Raw genomic sequence first — 18,171 nt, 5'->3', positions numbered from 1 at the left:
CTCCAGGCGGAAACGCGGTCTTTCGCGGGTCGCGGCAGGCGTGAGGCCGGGCCGCGTCCTCAGCCGTCGTCGATGTGGCGGCTCAATTCCCCGATGCGAGGAAGCCGGCTTCCTTCATCAAGCCCTCGTGGCGCTTCTCCTCTGCCTCGATCCACTTGGCGTAGTCGGCGCCGGTCATGAAGGTCGTGTTGAAGGCGCCGCTCTTCATGAACTCCTGCCATTCCGGCGTGGCGCGCACCTTCTTGAACAGCTCGACATAGTATTCGATCTGATCCTTCGTGGCCTTCGGCGACATGAAGACGCCGCGCAGCATGAGATACTCCATCGCAAGGCCCTGCGACTTGCAGGTCGGAATATCCTTCCAGGCCTTGCCCTCGGCGATCGGCTCGTCATAGGCCATCGGCTGGGCATCGAAGACGCAGAGCGGACGAAGCTTGCCGCCGCGCCATTGCGCAACCGCCTCGATCGGATTGTTGACGGTCGAATCGACGTGGTTGCCGACGAGCTGAACGGCGACCTCGCCGCCGCCCTTGTAGGGAATGTAGGTGAACTTCGCGTCGATCGCCTTCTCGATGCCGACCGTGATGATCTGGTCCTCCTGCTTGGAGCCGGTACCGCCCATCTTGAACGAGCCGCTTGGTGCCTTCTTCGCGGCGTCGACGTAATCCTTCACGCTGTTGTAGGGCTTCTCGGCATTCACCCAGAGCACGAATTCGTCGAGCGCCAGCATCGCCACCGGCGTCAAATCCTTCCAGTTGAACGGAATCCCGGTGGCCAGCGGCGTCGTGAACAGGTTTGACAGCGTGATGATGATCTTGTGCGGATTGCCCGACGACGTCTTCAGGTCAAGGAATCCTTCGCCGCCGGCGCCGCCGGCCTTGTTGATGACGACCAGCGGCTGCTTCATCAGATTGTGCTTGGTGACGATGCCCTGGATGGTGCGCGCCATCTGATCGGCGCCGCCGCCGGTGCCCGCGGGCACGATGAACTCGACCGGACGGACCGGCTCCCATGCCGCATGGCTTGCGGTGCTGCTGACGCACGACATAGCGATTGCCGCCAAGGCGACATTCAGAACGAACGGCTTCATCTCGCTTCTCTCCCTGTCGAACCGTCAACGCAGCCGCTCTTTGGCGGCTTGCGTCAGCCAATCTCGATTCAGATGCCTGGTGTCACCCTTGCGGTCGATCTCCCATGGCAGTCCGATAGAAACTCTATGAGCAGGGATAAGGCGCGGCATCCGCTCCTTTTGGCTAAGGCTCCGCCAAGGGTCGCGGCGTCTGTGCCCCTCGGCTGATCCCGTCGCGTGCTACGTTTCCCCGCCTCACACCTTGGATTGTGCGATCGTTCTTTGTTGGTCGAATGGTATGCGAGATGCCAGCAAACAAACAATCGGATCGGCGGGGCCCTGGTCGGACACATTGTCGCAGTTGCCGGGCGAGGACGCAAAGGCAAATGGCCCCGAGGTGGGGCCATTTCATCAAGCGGAGAGGGGTGAGGGATCTGCTGGCCCGCCGCTCGGCGGCGGCAGGCAACCCCTTTTTACAAGCCGAAACGCGGCAGGTCGCCGTTGCGATTGGAGATCTCGGCGCTCGTCATCAGGAAGCTGTCGATCGCGGCCATCAGGCGGGCGAACAGCGAGGATGAGGGAGCGAGGGCAACGGAAGCGGACTTGGACATCGGAAATCCCTTTCTTGAGGCAGCGATCTTGCCGCCTCATTTCGAAGGAAGTTAATGTATACCAGATGCCAGTGTCCATGATCTTGTTTGCATAGCAACATTCGTTCTTTTGCATTGCGGCATAAGGGGCCGCCCTAGGCGAAGAGGGCGCTTGACAGCGTCCGCCGAACTATGAATGTTATGTTATAACATTACATAGCGAGGTGCCGTGTCTCGCCGTCCTCGACCGATCCCGCTCGAAAGGCTGTTCGATCTTCATGCCCAAACTCCCCGTCACCGTCTTGTCCGGCTTCCTCGGGGCTGGAAAGACCACTTTGCTCAACCACGTCCTGAACAACCGGCACGGCCTGAAGGTGGCGGTGATCGTGAACGACATGAGCGAGGTGAACATCGATGCGGACCTGGTCCGCGATGGTGGTGCCAACCTCTCGCGGACTGATGAGAAACTGGTGGAGATGACCAACGGCTGCATCTGCTGCACCCTGCGCGACGATCTCCTGAGGGAGGTGCGTGCGCTCGCCGAAAGCGGCCGCTTCGATTATCTGCTGATCGAATCGACGGGCATTTCGGAGCCGCTCCCGGTCGCAGCGACGTTCGATTTCCGCTCGGAAGAGGGCGAGAGCCTCTCCGACATCGCCCACCTCGACACGATGGTGACGGTGGTCGACGCCGCCAACCTGCTGAAGGACTATTCCTCGACCGAGTTCCTCGGCGAGCGCGGCGAGGCGCTGGACGGCGACAAGCGCACGCTGGTCGATCTCCTCGTCGAGCAGATCGAGTTCGCCGACGTGATCGTCCTCAACAAGGTGGACGATGCCTCGCCGCAACAGCGCGAGGCGGCGCGGCAGATCATCCGCTCGTTGAATCCCGAAGCCGACATCATCGAGGCCAATCAGAGCCGCGTGCCCTTCGACCGCGTGCTCAACACCGGCCGGTTCGACTTCGAGAAGGCCCAGCAGCATCCGCTCTGGTACAAGGAGCTCTATGGTTTCGCCGACCACGTGCCTGAAACGCAAGAATATGGCGTGACGAACTTCGTCTATCGCGCCCGCAGGCCGTTCGATCCATCGAAGTTCGACAAGTTCGTCAAGGAGTCCTGGCCGGGCGTGATCCGGGCGAAGGGGCATTTCTGGCTGGCGACGAGACCGCAATGGCTCGGTGAGATCAGCCAGGCGGGAGCGATCGTGCGCACCGAAGCGCTGGGCTTCTGGTGGGCGAGCGTTCCAAAGGAGCAGTGGCCGAACGATGAAGGCTGGCGCAAGCGGCTCGGCCAGTATTGGGACAAGGTGTACGGCGATCGTCGCCAGGAGATCGTGTTCATCGGCACCGGCATGGACGAAGCTGCGATCCGCCGCAGGCTGGACGCATGTCTCGTCCCGGAAACGTCGACGATGGACATCGCCGCATGGTCCGCTCTCTCCGATCCGTTTCCGATCTGGCGCCGAGGCGATCAGTCCAACTGATCGATGTAACTGTCAGGGTCTCGGCGTGAGGTCCGGGATCGACAATCTCCGACCAGGTCTTGCAAGGGGACGGCAAAGCCGTTAGAGCGTTTTCGAGCGAAGCGGACACCGGTTCGCGTCAAGAAAACGCGTCAAAACAAGAGACTAGAGCCGCGTTCCGATTCCACGGAACGGGAAAGGCCCTAGTGCTCTGCCCCTTCCAATCATCAGTCAGAGTGGTTCATGTCGAGCGCCTCGCCCGCCGTCTCGATCGGCATCGATTTTGGGACCAGCAATACGGTCGTTGCCCTCGCGGCGGACGACCGCCGTGTCGAGGCCATCCGCTTCGATCACGGCGGACAGCGCCACAGCGTCTATGTGTCGGCCCTGTGCTTCTGGGAGGATCGGCCGGGCGCCGGCGCGCAGGCCGAAGGCGGCCCGTGGGCAATCGAGCAGTTCCTCGAAGGGCGTCACGTCTATCGCTTCCTCCAATCGTTCAAGACGTTTGCAGCGAGCAGCAGCTTCAACACCACTCAGGTGTTCCGGCAGCGCTACAAGTTCGAGGATATTCTGGCGGCCTTCCTGCGAACGCTGGCGCGCCATGGCGGGGAGAAGTTCGGCTTCGACGCGGCGAACATCACGGTCGGCCGCCCGGTGCGTTTCGCCGGCGGCAATCCGGACGAGGCACTGGCGATGCAGCGTTACCGGGCCGCTTTCGAGCGCCTGGGTGCCGGCCACGCCCGCTACGTCTATGAGCCCGTGGGCGCGGCGTTCTCGTTCGCCCGCCGTCTGGAACGCGACGCCACCGTGCTGGTCGCGGATTTCGGGGGCGGCACCAGCGATTTCTCCGTGATGCGGTTCTCCCGCTCAGGCGGTGTCTTGCGGGCCGAACCGCTCGGTCACGCCGGCATTGGCATCGCCGGCGACACGTTCGACTATCGCATCGTCGATCGGGTGATCTCGCCGCGGCTCGGCAAGGGCTCCAGCTTCCGCTCGTTTGACAAGGTGCTGCCGATCCCCAGCGGCCACTACACCAACCTCGCGCGCTGGCATCAGCTCGCGATGATGAAGAGCAACGGCGATCTGCGCGAACTCCGCGAACTCGCGCGCACCGCGCTGAAGCCGGAGCTGCTCGAGGATTTCATCACCATCGTCGATCTCGATCTCGGCTTTTCGCTCTACCGCGCCGTGTCCGACGCCAAGGTCGCGCTGTCGAAACAGGACGAGGTGGACTTCCGCTTCGAGGGCGGCGGCGTCGAGATCGGCGCGGCCATCACGCGGAAGAATTTCGAAGCCTGGATTGCAGACGACATCGCGCGGCTGGGCGCCACCGTCGACAAGGTGCTGGGCGAAGCCGGCATTGCCGCGCGCGAGGTGGAGAAGGTGTTCCTGACCGGCGGCACGTCCTTCGTGCCCGCCGTGCGAAAGCTCTTCGCGGAGCGGTTCGGCAACGAGCGGCTGATGTCCGGCGACCAGTTCGAGTCGATCGCCTATGGCCTTGCGCTGATCGGGCATAGTCCCGACGCGGATCGTTGGGCAGCAAGTTAGAGCATGATCCGGAAAAGTGTGAAGCGGATTTCCCTCGCGACAAACGCAGAATGCGTTTGCGCGGAGATCATGCTCAAACAGTAATCTAAAGCGCGATGACGATTCATCCAATCTCCTCGCGCTTGGCGACGGTCGCGTAGCAGGTGGCGAGCGGCGCTGTTTGGCCGCTATTTCTGCTGAATTCGGTTCAGGTAATCGACCACGGCGAGAATGCGAGTCCGCACGACGACCTCCGGGTTCTGCTGCGGCCCGGCCTTTTGCCAATAATAGGAATCGACGGCGTGAGGCAGGTTGATGATGGGGTTGAACCGCTCGCCCCAGACCGGCATTTCACGCGTGCCGTGAGCCGGGACTGATTTCGAACCGTATATGGTCTCGTAAACGGCGTTGGTGGGAAACACCCCGTTGTTGTTCCTGGCCAGCATGGTCAAGTCGGAAGGCGGTGTCCTGAGCTGGCCGCTGACCGGTCCTTTGCCCTTCGCGTCGGCGCCATGACAACTCGCGCATGAAGACTGAAATTCCGCCTTCCCGATGTCGACCTCTTCGGCCTTGGCAGCAGCCGCGAAACCAGCGGCAAGACCGGCAATGATCAACCATTCGATAGAAGATCTCATCGTATCGCCTCCGAGGCCGGCAGGGATGACCTCTGCTCCTAGCTGGTTTGCCGTTTTGACGGTTTGATGCACATCAAGACCGCCCACCAGTGCCGTCGCCTGGGCAAAGGCCCGCAGCGCCGTGCCCGCCATCTTTTGCGGGGTTGAGAGAGCGTTGGATGGCGGGCTCGCGAAGGGCGCGCAACGACTCGATGCGAGTTGTTCTCGCGGAGCGTTTCCTCATTCTCCGTCATTGCGAGCGCAGCGAAGCAATCCAGAGTCTTTCCGCGGAGGGATTCTGGATTGCTTCGCTGCGCTCGCAATGACGAGGTGGATAGACCGGCATGCACTGGCCGAACAGCGTAGGGTGGGCAAAGGCGCGCTCTTCGCGCGCCGTGCCCGCCATCTTTTCGAGGTTGAGAGCATTGGTGGGCACGCTTCCGCCTTCGCTCTTCGAGCTACGACGGACAAGTCGCTTTGCGTACCCTACGATGCTGATGCCGTTGCTATTGATTGATCTCGGGCTCGACGAGCTTCGCCAGATTGCGCAGCGACTCCTGCCAGCCGAGATAGCACGCCTCCGGCGGAATGACGTCCGGGATGCCGGCCTGCGTGATGTCGATCTCGGTGCCGACCGAGACCTTCTTCAGTGTCACGGTCACTTCGATCAGGCCCGGCAGATTGGGATCGTCGAACTTGTCGGTGTAGCGGAGACGTTCGCCCGGAACGAGCTCGACATATTCACCGCCGAACGAATGGCTGTTGCCCGTCGTGAAATTGCGGAACGACATCTTGAACGTGCCCCCGACCTTGGGTTCCAGATGATGCACGGTGCAGGTGAACCCGTTGGGCGGAAGCCATTTCGCCATCGCATCGGCCTCCAGGAAGGCGCGATAGACTTTCTCCGGGCTGGTGGTCAGGACGCGGTGCAGGCGGACAGTGCTGGGCATGTTTTTTTATCCTCGGTGATCGATGGGCCCAGGATCGGCGTCTATGGCCCATTCATGTCACGAGGACGACGGGGAAGTCGCCGATCCGACAGGGGTGCCCGGATTTTTTTACCGTGTCCGTGCGAGGTGGTCAGGTGACCGCGACATCCTGCGGCGTCATCGTGAACGCCAGCCGATAGCGGCCGATCGTCGGATTGGCCTGCGCGCCCATGGTGCCGAGCGACCCCGGCGAAAGCGGGCTTGCGAGCACGTCCTCGATCGCATCGGCGTCGTAGCCCGAGAGCAGCACGATCCAGTCGGCGGCACCGTCGCTGCCGCGGATCCGTTGTTCGGCGGTGGGCGCGCTCGTCCGCGGCGTGTCGGTGTGGAGCAGGTGAGCGCCGGTCAACCCCGGCTTCTGCGCCAATGTGCCGAGCGTGTTCGCGAGGTGCGCCTGCAACCCCGCGTCACGTCCGGCGTGCGGCGACAGCCTGATCGTCGCAAGCGACGCCGCCACGCCACCGCCAAAGCTCTCGATCAGCCGGCACTGGCTGCGCACCATGCCGAGATGGTGCGGCATCATCTTCGTCGACCACGGCGTCGGCGCGTTGAGCCGGTCGAGATATCCCTTGGATGTGAGCACCTCGTATTGCTCCAGCTCGTAGAGCACGAAGAAACCCTCCGCGTCCGTCGTGCTGCTCCAGCGCGACCCGCGCCGGAAGCCGGGAATGCTCATCCGCTCCGGAAAATGCTCATGCGAATGCCAGTCGCCGAACTCGCTGCGCTGCTCGCCGCGAACACTCCACCACATCGCGACGGCGGCCTTGCCGAGCAGTGACATGCTGACCTCCCTTTCTCCGGCACATTGCCTCAACGCCAACCGCGCTGGCAAGGTGTCGACGCTTGGCAATCGAAGCCACAATTCCGCTATCGTTCTCGTCCAACTCACGAGCGAAAGCGGCCTTGCGGCTGGCGCAAACTCGCGATCGAGCGATGGTCCCGCTGCATTGTCAGGAGATGTGTGATGCTCGGCGCGAAAGCAGGGGAGACCAAACCAATCCCCTCACAAGAAAAATCCCCGGCTCGCGCGGCAACGCAGGAATGGACCAGCCAGGATGCCTGGGCGGTCTACCAGCTTCCCTTCAACGATCTGCTGTTCCGTTCACAATCCGTGCACCGCGAGCATTTTGACCCAAATCGCGTGCAGTTGAGTCGGCTGCTGAACATCAAGTCCGGCGGTTGCCCGGAAGACTGCGGTTATTGCAGCCAGTCGTCGCATCATTCAACGGCTGTTGCGGCCTCCAAGCTGATGGAGGTCGAGAAGATCGTCGCCGAGGCGCGCAAAGCCAAGGAGAGTGGCGCGACGCGCTATTGCATGGGAGCGGCCTGGCGCAATCCGAAGCCGCGCGACATGGATGCCATCGTCGAGGTCGTCGGTGCCGTGAAGCAGCTTGGGCTCGAGACCTGCATGACGCTCGGCATGCTCGACCGCGGGCAGGCCGACCGGCTGAGCGCGGCCGGGCTCGACTACTACAATCACAATATCGATACATCGGAGCGCTACTATCCGAGCGTCATCTCCACCCGCACATTCGCCGATCGTCTCGATACGCTTTCGCATGTCCACGAGGCCGGCATGAAGGTGTGCTGCGGCGGCATCCTCGGCATGGGTGAGAGCGAACAGGACCGCGTCGACATGCTGGTCACGCTCGCCAACCTCCCGAAAGCGCCGGAGAGCGTGCCGATCAACATGCTGATCCCCATTGCGGGGACGCCGTTGGCGAAAGCGCCGCCGATCGGTCCGATCGAGTTCGTGCGCATCGTCGCGCTGGCGCGCATCATGATGCCGGCCGCATTCGTGCGGCTCTCGGCAGGACGCTCGGCCATGACCGACGAGATGCAGGCGCTGTGCTTCTTTGCCGGCGCAAACTCGATCTTCGTCGGCGACACGTTGCTGACGGCGGGCAATCCGCAGAACGAGGCCGATGCAAAGCTGTTCCGCCGGCTCGGGCTGGAAGCTCTTTGAGGCATGGTCCTTTTGGAAAGTCGCGGGCGGCATTTCGATTGCGCGTGGCCGTTGTCCGTTCGAGATCGACGCCAGACAAAGGAACGACAGCCGAAACTCTTTTGGATCATTTCATATTACCCCTGTTTTGCCCGACGCGTCAAAGATATTTCTGTTAAAGAGAAATTCCTTTGGATCCAAGGGGATGGCTACTGTGCATGGGGTTGTTTTTCCTTTTTTTCGTGATGCGCCTGTTAGCGCCGCCTTCCCAAGCAAAAGGGCCGCCCCTTCGGGCGGCCCTTTCGTCTCGTTCAATGCGCTGTCGCTTACTCCGCGGCCTGCTTCTGCGGTGGGTCGAGCGCGCCGGATTTGTGGATCTCGGCGACCTGATGGTCAGAGAAGCCGAGCACCGAGCGCAGGACCTCGTCGGTGTGCTCGCCGAGAAGTGGGGAGCGCTCGACCTCGCTCGGGCTGTCCGACAGCTTGATCGGGTTGCCGACCGAGACGTACTTGCCGCGCGTGGGGTGGTCGACCTCGACGACGGTGCCGGTCGCACGGAGCGACTGGTCCTCCGCGATCTCCTTCATCGACAGGATCGGGCCGCAGGGGATGTCGTCCTTGTTGAGGATCTCCATCGCCTCGAACTTGGTCTTGGTCATCGTCCACTGCTCGATGCGGCCGAAGATCTCGTTGAGGCGCGGCAGGCGCGCGGCCGGCTTGGCGTAATTCGGATCGGTCTTCCACGAGGGCTCGCCGATCACGTCGCAGATCTTCTCCCAGACCGGAGCCTGGGTGATGAAGTAGATGTAGGCGTTGGGATCGGTCTCCCAGCCCTTGCACTTCAGGATGCGGCCGGGCTGGCCGCCGCCGGAATCGTTGCCGGCGCGCGGCACGGCATCGCCGAACGGCACGCCTTCGCCGAACTGGCTGTACTCCCTAAGCGGACCATGGGCGAGGCGCTGCTGGTCGCGCAGCTTGACGCGGCAGAGGTTGAGCACGCCGTCCTGCATCGCGGCGGTGACGCGCTGGCCCCTGCCGGTGTGGGTGCGCTGATAGAGCGCGGTGACGATGCCGAGCGCCAGATGCAAGCCGGTGCCGGAATCGCCGATCTGCGCGCCGGTGACGAGCGGCACGCCGTCGCGGAAGCCGGTGGTGGAGGCGGCGCCGCCGGTGCACTGCGCGACGTTCTCGTAGACCTTGCAGTCTTCATATGGTCCGGGGCCAAAACCCTTGATCGAGGCCACGATCATCTTCGGGTTGATCGATTGAATCTTCTCCCAGGGGAAGCCCATGCGGTCGAGCACGCCGGGGCCGAAATTCTCGACCAGCACGTCGCACTTCTTGATCAGCTCGGTGAGGACTTCCTTGCCCTTGGGGTTCTTGGTGTCGAGCGTGATCGAGCGCTTGTTGTGGTTAAGCATGGTGAAATACAGGCTGTCCACGTTCGGGATGTCCTGCAGCTGGCCGCGGGTGATGTCACCCACGCCCGGACGTTCCACCTTGATCACGTCGGCGCCGAACCAGGCCAGCAGCTGGGTGCAGGTCGGGCCTGATTGAACGTGGGTGAAGTCGAGAATGCGAACGCCCTCGAGCGCTTTGGTCATCGTGTTGCTCCTGTTACCACTTTGTTTCCGTCATGCCCGCGAAGGCGGGCATCCAGTATTCGCTGTCGTTTCAGTTGGGCTCAGTGCTCGCCACACAGGTGGTCTGGCGGTTACTGGATTCCCCGCCTGCGCGGGGAATGACCCGGCGGTCGGTTACTTCTTCTTCTGCAGGACGCTCTGCGGATTGAGGTTGCCGATGCGGCCGCTCTCCGAGCCCGCGGCCGGATCGATCACGGCGTTGATGAGCGTCGGCTTGCCGGACTTCATCGCCTCGTTCACGGCGCGCTTGAGCTCGTCGGGCGAGGTCGCGTTGACGCCGACGCCGCCGAAGGCTTCCATCATCTTGTCGTAGCGCGCGCCCTTGACGAACACCGTCGTCGCCGGGTCGGCGTTTGCGCCGTTGACGTCGGTGCCGCGATAGATGCCGTCATTGTTGAAGATGACGACGCAGATCGGCAAATTGTAACGGCAGATGGTCTCGACCTCCATGCCGGAGAAGCCGAACGCGCTGTCGCCTTCCACCGCCAGCACGGGATGGCCGGTCTCGAGCGCGGCTGCGATCGCCTGGCCCATGCCGATGCCCATCACGCCCCAGGTGCCGACGTCGAGACGCTTGCGCGGACGGTACATGTCGATGACGCCGCGGGCGAGGTCGAGCGTGTTGGCGCCTTCGTTGACGAGGATCGCCTCGGGGTATTCCTTGATGACGTTCTTCAGCACGCCGAGTGCGCCGTGATAGTCCATCGGCGATTTGTTGTTCATGAGCTTCGGCGCCATCTTGGCGACGTTCTCTTCGCGCTTGGACGAAATGGCCTTGGTCCATTCGGCGGGCGGGGCGGTCCAGCCCGACGCAAGCGCCTGGTTGAAGGCGGAGACGACCGAGCCGATGTCGCCGACGACGGGTGCGACGATCTCGACGTTGGAGTCCATCTCCTTCGGCTCGATGTCGACCTGGATGAACTTCTTGGGCGCTTCGCCCCAGCTCTTGCCCTTGCCGTGCGAGAGCAGCCAGTTCAGCCGCGCGCCGATCAACATCACGACGTCGGAGTCTTTCAGCACGGTCGAACGGGCCGCGCCGGCACACTGCGGATGCGTGTCGGGAAGGAGGCCCTTGGCCATGCTCATGGGCAGGAACGGCACGCCGCTCTTTTCGACGAAGGTTCTGATCTCCTCGTCGGCCTGTGCGTAGGCCGCGCCCTTGCCGAGGATGATCAGCGGACGCTTGGCGCTCTTCAGCACGTCGAGCGCACGCTTGACCGAAGCGGGCGAGGGGATCTGCGCGGGCGCGGCGTCGATCACCTTGACCAGCGACTTCCGGCCGGCCTCGGCGTTCATCACCTGGCCGAACAGTTTTGCCGGCAGGTCGAGATAGACGCCGCCGGGACGGCCCGAGACCGCGGCGCGAATCGCGCGCGCGAAACCGATGCCGATGTCCTGGGCGTGCAGCACGCGATAGGCCGCCTTGCAAAGCGGCTTTGCAATCGCGAGCTGGTCCATTTCCTCGTAGTCGCCCTGCTGGAGGTCGACGATCTCGCGCTCCGAGGAGCCCGAGACCAGGATCATCGGGTAGCAGTTGGTGGTGGCGTGCGCGAGCGCGGTGAGACCGTTGAGGAAGCCGGGCGCCGAGACCGTGAGGCAGACGCCGGGCTTCTTGGTGAGGTAGCCGGCGATGCCTGCGGCGTAGCCGGCGTTCTGCTCGTGACGGAAGGAGATCACGCGAATGCCGGCGGCCTGCGCCATGCGGCCCAAATCCGTGATCGGGATGCCCGGCACATTATAGATGGTGTTGATGCCGTTCAGCTTGAGCGCGTCGATGACCAGATGGAAGCCATCGGTCAGTTCCTGCTCGGTGCCCGGTGCTTCGGACTTGGTCGCGGTATTCAGCATGGGCCTTGTCTCCCTGGTCTCAAGGTCGTTGGGGCGAGTGTTTCGCCCTTCTGGTGAGCGTTTGCTAGGTATGAGCTACGTGAACAGTTCCTGGCCGTGCGCTTCGACGTAGGCGGCAAGGCCGAGGGTGTGGTCGCGGGCCCGCTTCTCGGCGAGCTCGGTGTCGCGCGCTTCCAGCGCTTCGATGATGCCGAGATGCTCGGGCAGGGAGGTCGCGGTGCGGTCCTTGCGTCCGATGGTCAGCTGACGATAGCCGCGCACGTGCAGCAGCAGGTCGTTGGTGAGATCGACCAGCACCGGGGATTCCGAGAGCGAGATCAGCGCCTGATGGAAGGCGATGTTGGCGCGCGAATATTCCTCGACGTGATCCTCGGGCAGGCGGTCCTTGCTGAAGTCCTTGAAGAAGTCGCGCAGCGCCGTGATGTCCTTCTTGCGTGCGGTCGTGGTGATGAGGCGCGCGGCCATGCTCTCCAGCGCCGCCCAGGCGCGGATCATGTCGACGATCTCGCTCTTGGTCCTGCGCACCACCATGATGCCGCGACGCGGCACCGTCTTCACAAAACCGTCCTGCTCGAGCATCGCGATGGCTTCGCGGATCGGCGTGCGGCTGACGCCGAGACGTTCGGAGAGGGCGCGCTCGTCCAGCATCACCGGCTCCGGCGTCGAGTAGATGTCCATCTTGAGGATGGCTTCCTTCAAGGCGTCGTACGCCTTGCTCTTGAAGCTGCTCTCCGGGGCAATGCGAACGATTGCGATGTCTGCCTCGGCCATGTTCGGCAACGCCTTGGTTGGTTTCCGTAGTGACACGACGAATCTCCTCCAGTGGGAGTCGTCTTTTACAGGAATATTAACGGGAAAGTTTTTGGCATACCACATGCCAGAATGTCAAGCTGGCGATTTTTTGCTGAGTTCTAAGGTGCGCATCGGCTTGACAATGTGGCTTCTGGCATACCAAATGCCATCGCCAGCCATTTTTGATCCAAACCGGCGGAGCAGTCTCGGCGTGATGCCAGTCCGTTCCGCTCCATGGAACAGAGCGCGGCGAATGGCAAGCATCACGGGCAGCCGCTAACCACGCGCGCGCTTTGAAAAGAACGAACTGAGGTCAAGGGAGAAGCCACATGTCCAATTCCAAAGATGCCGTCCGCAAGGTGCTTGACCAGGTCAAGGCGGACAACCGCACCAGCCTGACGGCGCCGGAAGGCAAGCTGGTCTGCGACGCCTACGGTATTGCGGTGCCGAAGGAGGGCGTGGCGAAGTCGGCGGGCGAGGCCGGCAAGATGGCCTCTGCGATGGGCTTCCCGGTCGTGATGAAGATCGTCTCGCCGGACATCCTCCACAAGACCGAAGCCGGTGGCGTCATCGTCGGCCTCAAGACCACTGAAGAGGCCGAGAAGGCCTACGAAACCATTCTGTCCAACGCCAAGAAATACAAGTCCGACGCCAAGATCGAAGGCGTCCAGGTGCAGCAGATGCTGGCGGGCGGCACCGAGGTCATCGTCGGCTCGATCACCGACGGCTCGTTCGGCAAGCTGGTCGCCTTCGGCCTCGGCGGCGTATTGGTCGAAGTGTTGAAGGACATCACCTTCCGCCTCGCGCCCGCGACCAAGGAAGACGCGCTCTCGATGCTCGACGGCATCCAGGCGCATGAGATTTTGAAGGGCGTGCGCGGCAGCGAGCCGGTCAACCGGACGGCGCTCGCCGAAATCATCGTGAAGGTCTCGCAGCTCGTCACCGATTTTCCTGAGATCGTCGAGCTCGACCTCAACCCGGTGTTCGCGACGCCGAAGGGCGCGACCGCCGCGGACGTGCGCATCGTGGTCGACTTCGCCTACAAGCCGAAGCCCAAGCCGCGCCCGACCGAGGAGATCGTCGCGGCCATGAACCGCATCATGCAGCCGAAGGCGGTCGCCGTGGTCGGCGCCTCCGCCGAGGACGGCAAGATCGGCAATTCCGTGATGAAGAACCTCGTCAACGGCGGCTACAAGGGCGATATCTATCCGATCCATCCCAAGGCGGCCGAAATCCTCGGCTACAAGGCGTACAAGAGCGTCAAGGACGTGCCGGGCGTGATCGACGTCGCGGTGTTCGCGATCCCCGCGAAGTTCGTGGCCGCAGCGCTCACCGAATGCGGCGAGAAGAAGATTCCCGGCGCGGTGCTGATCCCGTCGGGGTTCGCGGAGGCTGGCGCACCGGAGCTGCAGGCCGAGATCGTCGAGGTCGGCAGGAAGTACGACATCCGCCTGATGGGGCCGAACATCTACGGCTTCTACTATACGCCCGCCAACCTCTGCGCGACGTTCTGCACGGCCTATGACGTCAAGGGTCACGCGGCGCTGTCCTCGCAGTCCGGCGGCATTGGCATGGCCATCATCGGCTTCTCGCGCTCGGCCAAGATGGGCGTCTCGGCGATCGTCGGCCTCGGCAACAAGTCCGACATCGACGAGGACGATCTGCTCGCCTTCTTCGAGCAGGATCCCAACACCAATCTGATCGCGCAGCACTGCGAAGACCTCAAGGACGGCCGCGCCTTCGCGGAAGCCGCAAAGCGCGTCTCCAAGAAGAAGCCGGTCGTCGTGCTCAAGGCGGGCCGCACCTCGGCCGGAGCCAAGGCGGCCTCGTCGCACACCGGCGCACTCGCCGGCAACGACAAGATCTATGAGGACGTCCTGGCGCAGTCGGGCGTGATCCGCGCCCGCTCGCTGCGCCAGCTGCTCGAATTCGCCCGCGGCGTGCCGGTGCTGCCGACGCCGAAGGGTGAGAACGTGCTGATCATCACCGGTGCCGGCGGCTCTGGCGTGCTGCTGTCGGACTCCTGCGTCGACAATGGCCTGTCGCTGATGCCGATGCCGCCGGATCTCGATGCGGCCTTCCGCAAGTTCATCCCGCCGTTCGGTGCGGCCGGGAATCCCGTTGATATCACCGGCGGCGAGCCGCCGATCACCTACGTCAACACGGTGAAGCTCGGTCTCTCCGATGAGCGCATCCACGCGCTGATCCTCGGCTACTGGCACACCATCGTCACCCCGCCGATGGTGTTCGCCCGCAACATGGTCGAGGTGAAGAAGGAGATGGAGGCCAAGGGTTTCGTGAAGCCCATGGTCGCCTCGCTCGCCGGCGACGTCGAGGTCGAGGAAGCTGCCGAGTATCTCTACCAGAACGGCATCCCGGCCTATGCCTACTCGACCGAGTTGCCGGTCGAGGTGCTCGGCGCCAAGTACAAATGGGCGCGCGGCGCAGGGCTGCTCTGAGCACTACTTCGCCTCTCCCCGCTTGCGGGGAGAGGTGGAATTCGAGCGCGCTCGAATCCGGGTGAGGGGACTTTCCGCGAGTCCATTTCTCGCCCCAATTGGCGGAGCAATGCCGACGCCCGGGCCGACCGGGGCGCCGAGGGGATGTCACTGGACAGCATCAGCCGTTTTGGTTGATATGCGACCAAACGACACAATGCGGCAAACGTCCGCATGAGCCTGGAGATGCCCCCATGTTCCGTATCCCCGCGCGCCTTGCCGGCGCGGCCGTCGCGCTGACCCTGGCGGCAGCCCATCCGGTCTTTGCCCAGCAGCTCGAGCTCAAACTCATGGCGCCGGCAGCTCCGGGCGGCGGCTGGGACCAGACGGCGCGCTCGATGCAGCAGGCGCTGGTGGCTTCGGGCGTTGCGCGCAGTGTGCAGGTCACTAACGTTCCCGGCGCCGGCGGCAGCGTCGGCATCGCGCAGTTCGTCAACGGCGCCAAGGGCGACGGCAACCAGATGATGGTCAACGGCTTCGTCATGGTGGGCGCGCTCGCCATGAACAAGTCGCCGGTGACGCTGGAGCAGGTGACGCCCATCGCCCGCCTCACCGAGGAGATCCAGGTGATCGTGGTTCCCGCGAATTCGCCGATCAAGAATGCGCAGGATCTCGCCGCCGCGGTGAAGGCCGATATCGCCAAGGTCACCTTTGCCGGCGGCTCGGCCGGCGGAGTGGACCATGTGATGGCAGCGCTGTTCGCCGGCGCGGTCGGCGCAGATGCGAAGAAGATCAACTACATTCCGTTCTCCGGCGGGGGCGAATCGCTGGCGGCGATCCTCGGCGGCAAGGTCAGCGCGGGCATTTCGGGGCTGAGCGAATATGAAGGACAGATCAAGTCCGGCAAGCTGCGCGCAATCGGCGTGACCTCGGAAAAACGCATCGCAGGCAGCGACATTCCGACCTTCAAGGAGCAGGGCATCGATCTCGTGATCGCCAATTGGCGCTCCGTGGTCGCGCCTCCCGGCATCACGCCGGAGCAGCGCAAGACCTTGAGCGATGCGGTCGAGAAGATGGTGAAGTCCGACGCCTGGAAGGGGATTCTCAAGCAGAAGGGCTGGGACGATGCCTATCTCGGCGGCGACGCCTTCGCCGACTTCCTGAAGAAGGAAACGGTGCGCGTCACCGACGTGCTGAAATCGGTCGGTCTCGTCAAGTCATGAGCTCAGGCGATCCCGCGCAGCAGCCGCCGCAGCGCGTCGATCGCGCCGGCATCGTCATCGCTGCATTGCTCGCGGTGCTCGCCGTAGTGCTGGTCTGGGATGCACGCGGTCTGCCAACTACCGCGATGTACGGGATGGGGCCGGAGGCGATGCCAATCGTGGTCGCCAGCGGCCTTGCGCTGTTGGCGATCGGCAATTTCATCGACGCCGTGCGCGGTAATCTGCCGGCGCGCGAGAGCGCCGATCCAGTGCCGGTGTTTCTGATCCTGGTCGGCTTGGCGCTGCTGATCGCGATCATCGGCTTCGGCGGCGGCTTCATCCTGGCGACGTCCGTGCTGTTCGTGACGACGTCAGCAGCCTTTGGGCGTCGTGCCGTCCTGGCCGACAGCATCATCGCCATCGTGATGTCGACCCTCATCTATCTCGCGTTCGACCGCCTGTTGACGCTGAGCCTGCCGGCCGGTCCGCTGGAGCGACTGCTGTGATGGACACTTTTGCGGCGCTGGCGCATGGCATGGCCGTCGCCGTCCAGCCAATGAACCTGCTTTATGCGCTGATCGGCGTGTTCCTCGGCACGGCCGTGGGCGTGCTGCCCGGCATCGGGCCGGCGCTGACGGTCGCGCTGCTGCTGCCCGTGACGTACAAGCTCGACCCTGGCGGCTCGCTGATCATGTTCGCCGGCATCTATTACGGTGGCATGTATGGCGGCTCGACCACTGCGATCCTGATCAACACGCCCGGCGAGAGCGCCTCGATGGCGACCGCGCTCGAAGGCAACAAGATGGCCAAGGCCGGCCGTGGCGGGCCGGCGCTTGCAACATCGGCGATCGGCTCCTTCGTCGCCGGCACCATCGCCACGATTGGTTTGGCGTTCCTCGCGCCGTGGCTGGTCGACTTCGCCGTGCGCTTTGGCCCAGAGGATTACTTCGCGTTGATGTGCGTTGCCTTCGTCACGGTGTCGGCGACCTTCGGGGATTCCCCGGTCCGCGGCCTGACCAGCCTGTTCATCGGCCTGACGCTCGGGCTCGTCGGCATCGACAAGCTGACCGGCCAGGCGCGGCTTGCGTTCGGCGTCCCCGAGTTGCTCGACGGCGTCGAGGTGACGACGCTCGCGGTCGGGCTTTTCGCGGTGGGCGAGGCGCTCTACGTCGCATCACGCCGCCACCACACCGAGGAGAAGCTCGAGCCGGTGCGTGGCTCGCTGTGGATGACAAAGGAAGACTGGAAGCGCTCGTGGAAGCCGTGGCTGCGCGGCACCATGTTCGGCTTCCCGATCGGCGCGCTGCCCGCGGGCGGTGCCGAGATTCCAACCTTCCTGTCCTATTCGACCGAGAAGCGGCTGACAAAGCATCCGGAGGAGTTCGGCAAGGGCGCGATCGAAGGCGTCGCGGGGCCGGAAGCCGCCAACAACGCCTCCGCTGCCGGCACGCTGGTGCCGCTGCTCACGCTCGGCCTGCCGACCTCGGCGACCGCCGCGATGATGCTGGCAGGTTTTCAGCAATATGGCCTCAACCCCGGGCCGCTGCTGTTCGCCGAGCGGCCCGATCTGGTGTGGGGTCTGATCGCGAGCCTCTTCATCGCCAACTGCATGCTGCTGGTGCTCAACCTGCCGCTGGTCGGCCTGTGGGTGCGACTGCTCGCGATACCGCAGCCGTGGCTCTATGCCGGCATCCTCGTCTTCGCGACCATGGGCACCATCGCGGCAAAGCCGTCGGTTGTCGAATTGTCGATGCTGGCTGGCTTCGGCGTGCTCGGCTTCCTAATGCGTCGTTTCGACTTTCCAATCGCGCCGGTTGTGGTCGGCCTGATCTTGGGCCCGATCGCCGAAAGCCAGTTGCGCAGAGCACTTGCGATCAGCCTCGGCGATCCCATGACGCTGGTCCAGAGCCCGATCTCGGCGACGCTGCTGGCGGTGGCTCTGATCGCGCTGCTCGCGCCCTTCGTGTTGAAGGGACTCGGGCGGTTCAAGGCGAGCGAGGATTAGCCGTTCCGACGCACGCATGTTCTAATGCTGCGTACATCCTGTGAGG

The 18,171-nt window shown here is 63.6% G+C and carries 16 protein-coding genes; 7 read left to right on the top strand and 9 right to left on the bottom strand.

Annotated features, from left to right (window positions below; all coding sequences use genetic code 11):
• Positions 1-82: 82 nt before the first annotated feature.
• Positions 83-1,090: a Bug family tripartite tricarboxylate transporter substrate binding protein gene (locus ACYCVF_RS26805; protein WP_459601379.1), complete on the bottom strand. Its 1,008-nt coding sequence runs from the start codon at positions 1,088-1,090 to the stop codon at positions 83-85.
• 452 nt (positions 1,091-1,542) lie between these two features.
• Positions 1,543-1,680 carry a hypothetical protein gene (locus ACYCVF_RS26800; protein ID WP_459601377.1) on the bottom strand — a complete coding sequence of 46 codons (138 nt, stop codon included), beginning with the start codon at positions 1,678-1,680 and terminating at the stop codon, positions 1,543-1,545.
• A gap of 257 nt (positions 1,681-1,937) precedes the next feature.
• On the opposite strand from ACYCVF_RS26800, the gene zigA reads away from it, so the two are divergent.
• Entirely contained in the window at positions 1,938-3,143 is a 1,206-nt protein-coding gene (gene zigA / locus ACYCVF_RS26795; RefSeq protein WP_459601375.1) for a zinc metallochaperone GTPase ZigA, read from the top strand.
• Between the two features lie 222 nt (positions 3,144-3,365).
• Positions 3,366-4,670: an Hsp70 family protein gene (locus tag ACYCVF_RS26790; protein ID WP_459601373.1), complete on the top strand. Its 1,305-nt coding sequence runs from the start codon at positions 3,366-3,368 to the stop codon at positions 4,668-4,670.
• A 167-nt stretch (positions 4,671-4,837) separates the two neighbouring features.
• On the opposite strand, the gene ACYCVF_RS26785 is transcribed toward ACYCVF_RS26790, so the two are convergent.
• From ACYCVF_RS26785 to ACYCVF_RS26770, 4 genes are all read right to left on the bottom strand, one after another.
• Positions 4,838-5,416 carry a c-type cytochrome gene (locus tag ACYCVF_RS26785; protein WP_459601371.1) on the bottom strand — a complete coding sequence of 193 codons (579 nt, stop codon included), beginning with the start codon at positions 5,414-5,416 and terminating at the stop codon, positions 4,838-4,840.
• Between the two features lie 97 nt (positions 5,417-5,513).
• A complete protein-coding gene (locus tag ACYCVF_RS26780; protein ID WP_459601369.1) occupies positions 5,514-5,699 on the bottom strand; it encodes a hypothetical protein in 186 nt (61 codons plus the stop codon).
• Between the two features lie 70 nt (positions 5,700-5,769).
• Positions 5,770-6,213, bottom strand: a complete 444-nt coding sequence (locus ACYCVF_RS26775) for an SRPBCC family protein (protein ID WP_459601367.1) — start codon at positions 6,211-6,213, stop codon at positions 5,770-5,772.
• A gap of 130 nt (positions 6,214-6,343) precedes the next feature.
• Positions 6,344-7,033: a hypothetical protein gene (locus ACYCVF_RS26770; protein WP_459601365.1), complete on the bottom strand. Its 690-nt coding sequence runs from the start codon at positions 7,031-7,033 to the stop codon at positions 6,344-6,346.
• A 183-nt stretch (positions 7,034-7,216) separates the two neighbouring features.
• Between ACYCVF_RS26770 and bioB the strand changes: the two genes are divergently transcribed.
• Positions 7,217-8,218, top strand: a complete 1,002-nt coding sequence (bioB, locus tag ACYCVF_RS26765; RefSeq protein ID WP_459601363.1) for a biotin synthase BioB — start codon at positions 7,217-7,219, stop codon at positions 8,216-8,218.
• 305 nt (positions 8,219-8,523) lie between these two features.
• Here the strand turns inward: bioB and frc are convergent, their stop codons facing one another.
• The 3 genes from frc to ACYCVF_RS26750 form a co-directional block, all read right to left on the bottom strand.
• Positions 8,524-9,801: a formyl-CoA transferase gene (gene frc / locus ACYCVF_RS26760; RefSeq protein WP_459601361.1), complete on the bottom strand. Its 1,278-nt coding sequence runs from the start codon at positions 9,799-9,801 to the stop codon at positions 8,524-8,526.
• A 153-nt stretch (positions 9,802-9,954) separates the two neighbouring features.
• Entirely contained in the window at positions 9,955-11,688 is a 1,734-nt protein-coding gene (oxc, locus tag ACYCVF_RS26755; RefSeq protein WP_459601360.1) for an oxalyl-CoA decarboxylase, read from the bottom strand.
• Between the two features lie 75 nt (positions 11,689-11,763).
• A complete protein-coding gene (locus tag ACYCVF_RS26750; RefSeq protein WP_459601811.1) occupies positions 11,764-12,459 on the bottom strand; it encodes a GntR family transcriptional regulator in 696 nt (231 codons plus the stop codon).
• A gap of 350 nt (positions 12,460-12,809) precedes the next feature.
• Between ACYCVF_RS26750 and ACYCVF_RS26745 the strand changes: the two genes are divergently transcribed.
• The 4 genes from ACYCVF_RS26745 (at position 12,810) to ACYCVF_RS26730 (ending at position 18,125) form a co-directional block, all read left to right on the top strand.
• The gene (locus ACYCVF_RS26745) at positions 12,810-14,939 is read left to right on the top strand and encodes an acetate--CoA ligase family protein (RefSeq protein ID WP_459601358.1); all 2,130 of its coding nucleotides are present in this window, start codon (positions 12,810-12,812) and stop codon (positions 14,937-14,939) included.
• A gap of 233 nt (positions 14,940-15,172) precedes the next feature.
• Positions 15,173-16,141 carry a Bug family tripartite tricarboxylate transporter substrate binding protein gene (locus tag ACYCVF_RS26740; protein ID WP_459601356.1) on the top strand — a complete coding sequence of 323 codons (969 nt, stop codon included), beginning with the start codon at positions 15,173-15,175 and terminating at the stop codon, positions 16,139-16,141.
• The gene (locus ACYCVF_RS26735) at positions 16,138-16,626 is read left to right on the top strand and encodes a tripartite tricarboxylate transporter TctB family protein (RefSeq protein ID WP_459606681.1); all 489 of its coding nucleotides are present in this window, start codon (positions 16,138-16,140) and stop codon (positions 16,624-16,626) included. Before ACYCVF_RS26740 ends, ACYCVF_RS26735 begins: the two co-directional genes overlap by 4 nt.
• Positions 16,626-18,125, top strand: a complete 1,500-nt coding sequence (locus ACYCVF_RS26730; RefSeq protein ID WP_459601354.1) for a tripartite tricarboxylate transporter permease — start codon at positions 16,626-16,628, stop codon at positions 18,123-18,125. Before ACYCVF_RS26735 ends, ACYCVF_RS26730 begins: the two co-directional genes overlap by 1 nt.
• The last annotated feature ends 46 nt before the right edge of the window (positions 18,126-18,171 follow it).

It is taken from the genome of Bradyrhizobium cedriense, from assembly GCF_054602315.1.
This window is presented reverse-complemented; position numbering and strand designations above follow the sequence as displayed.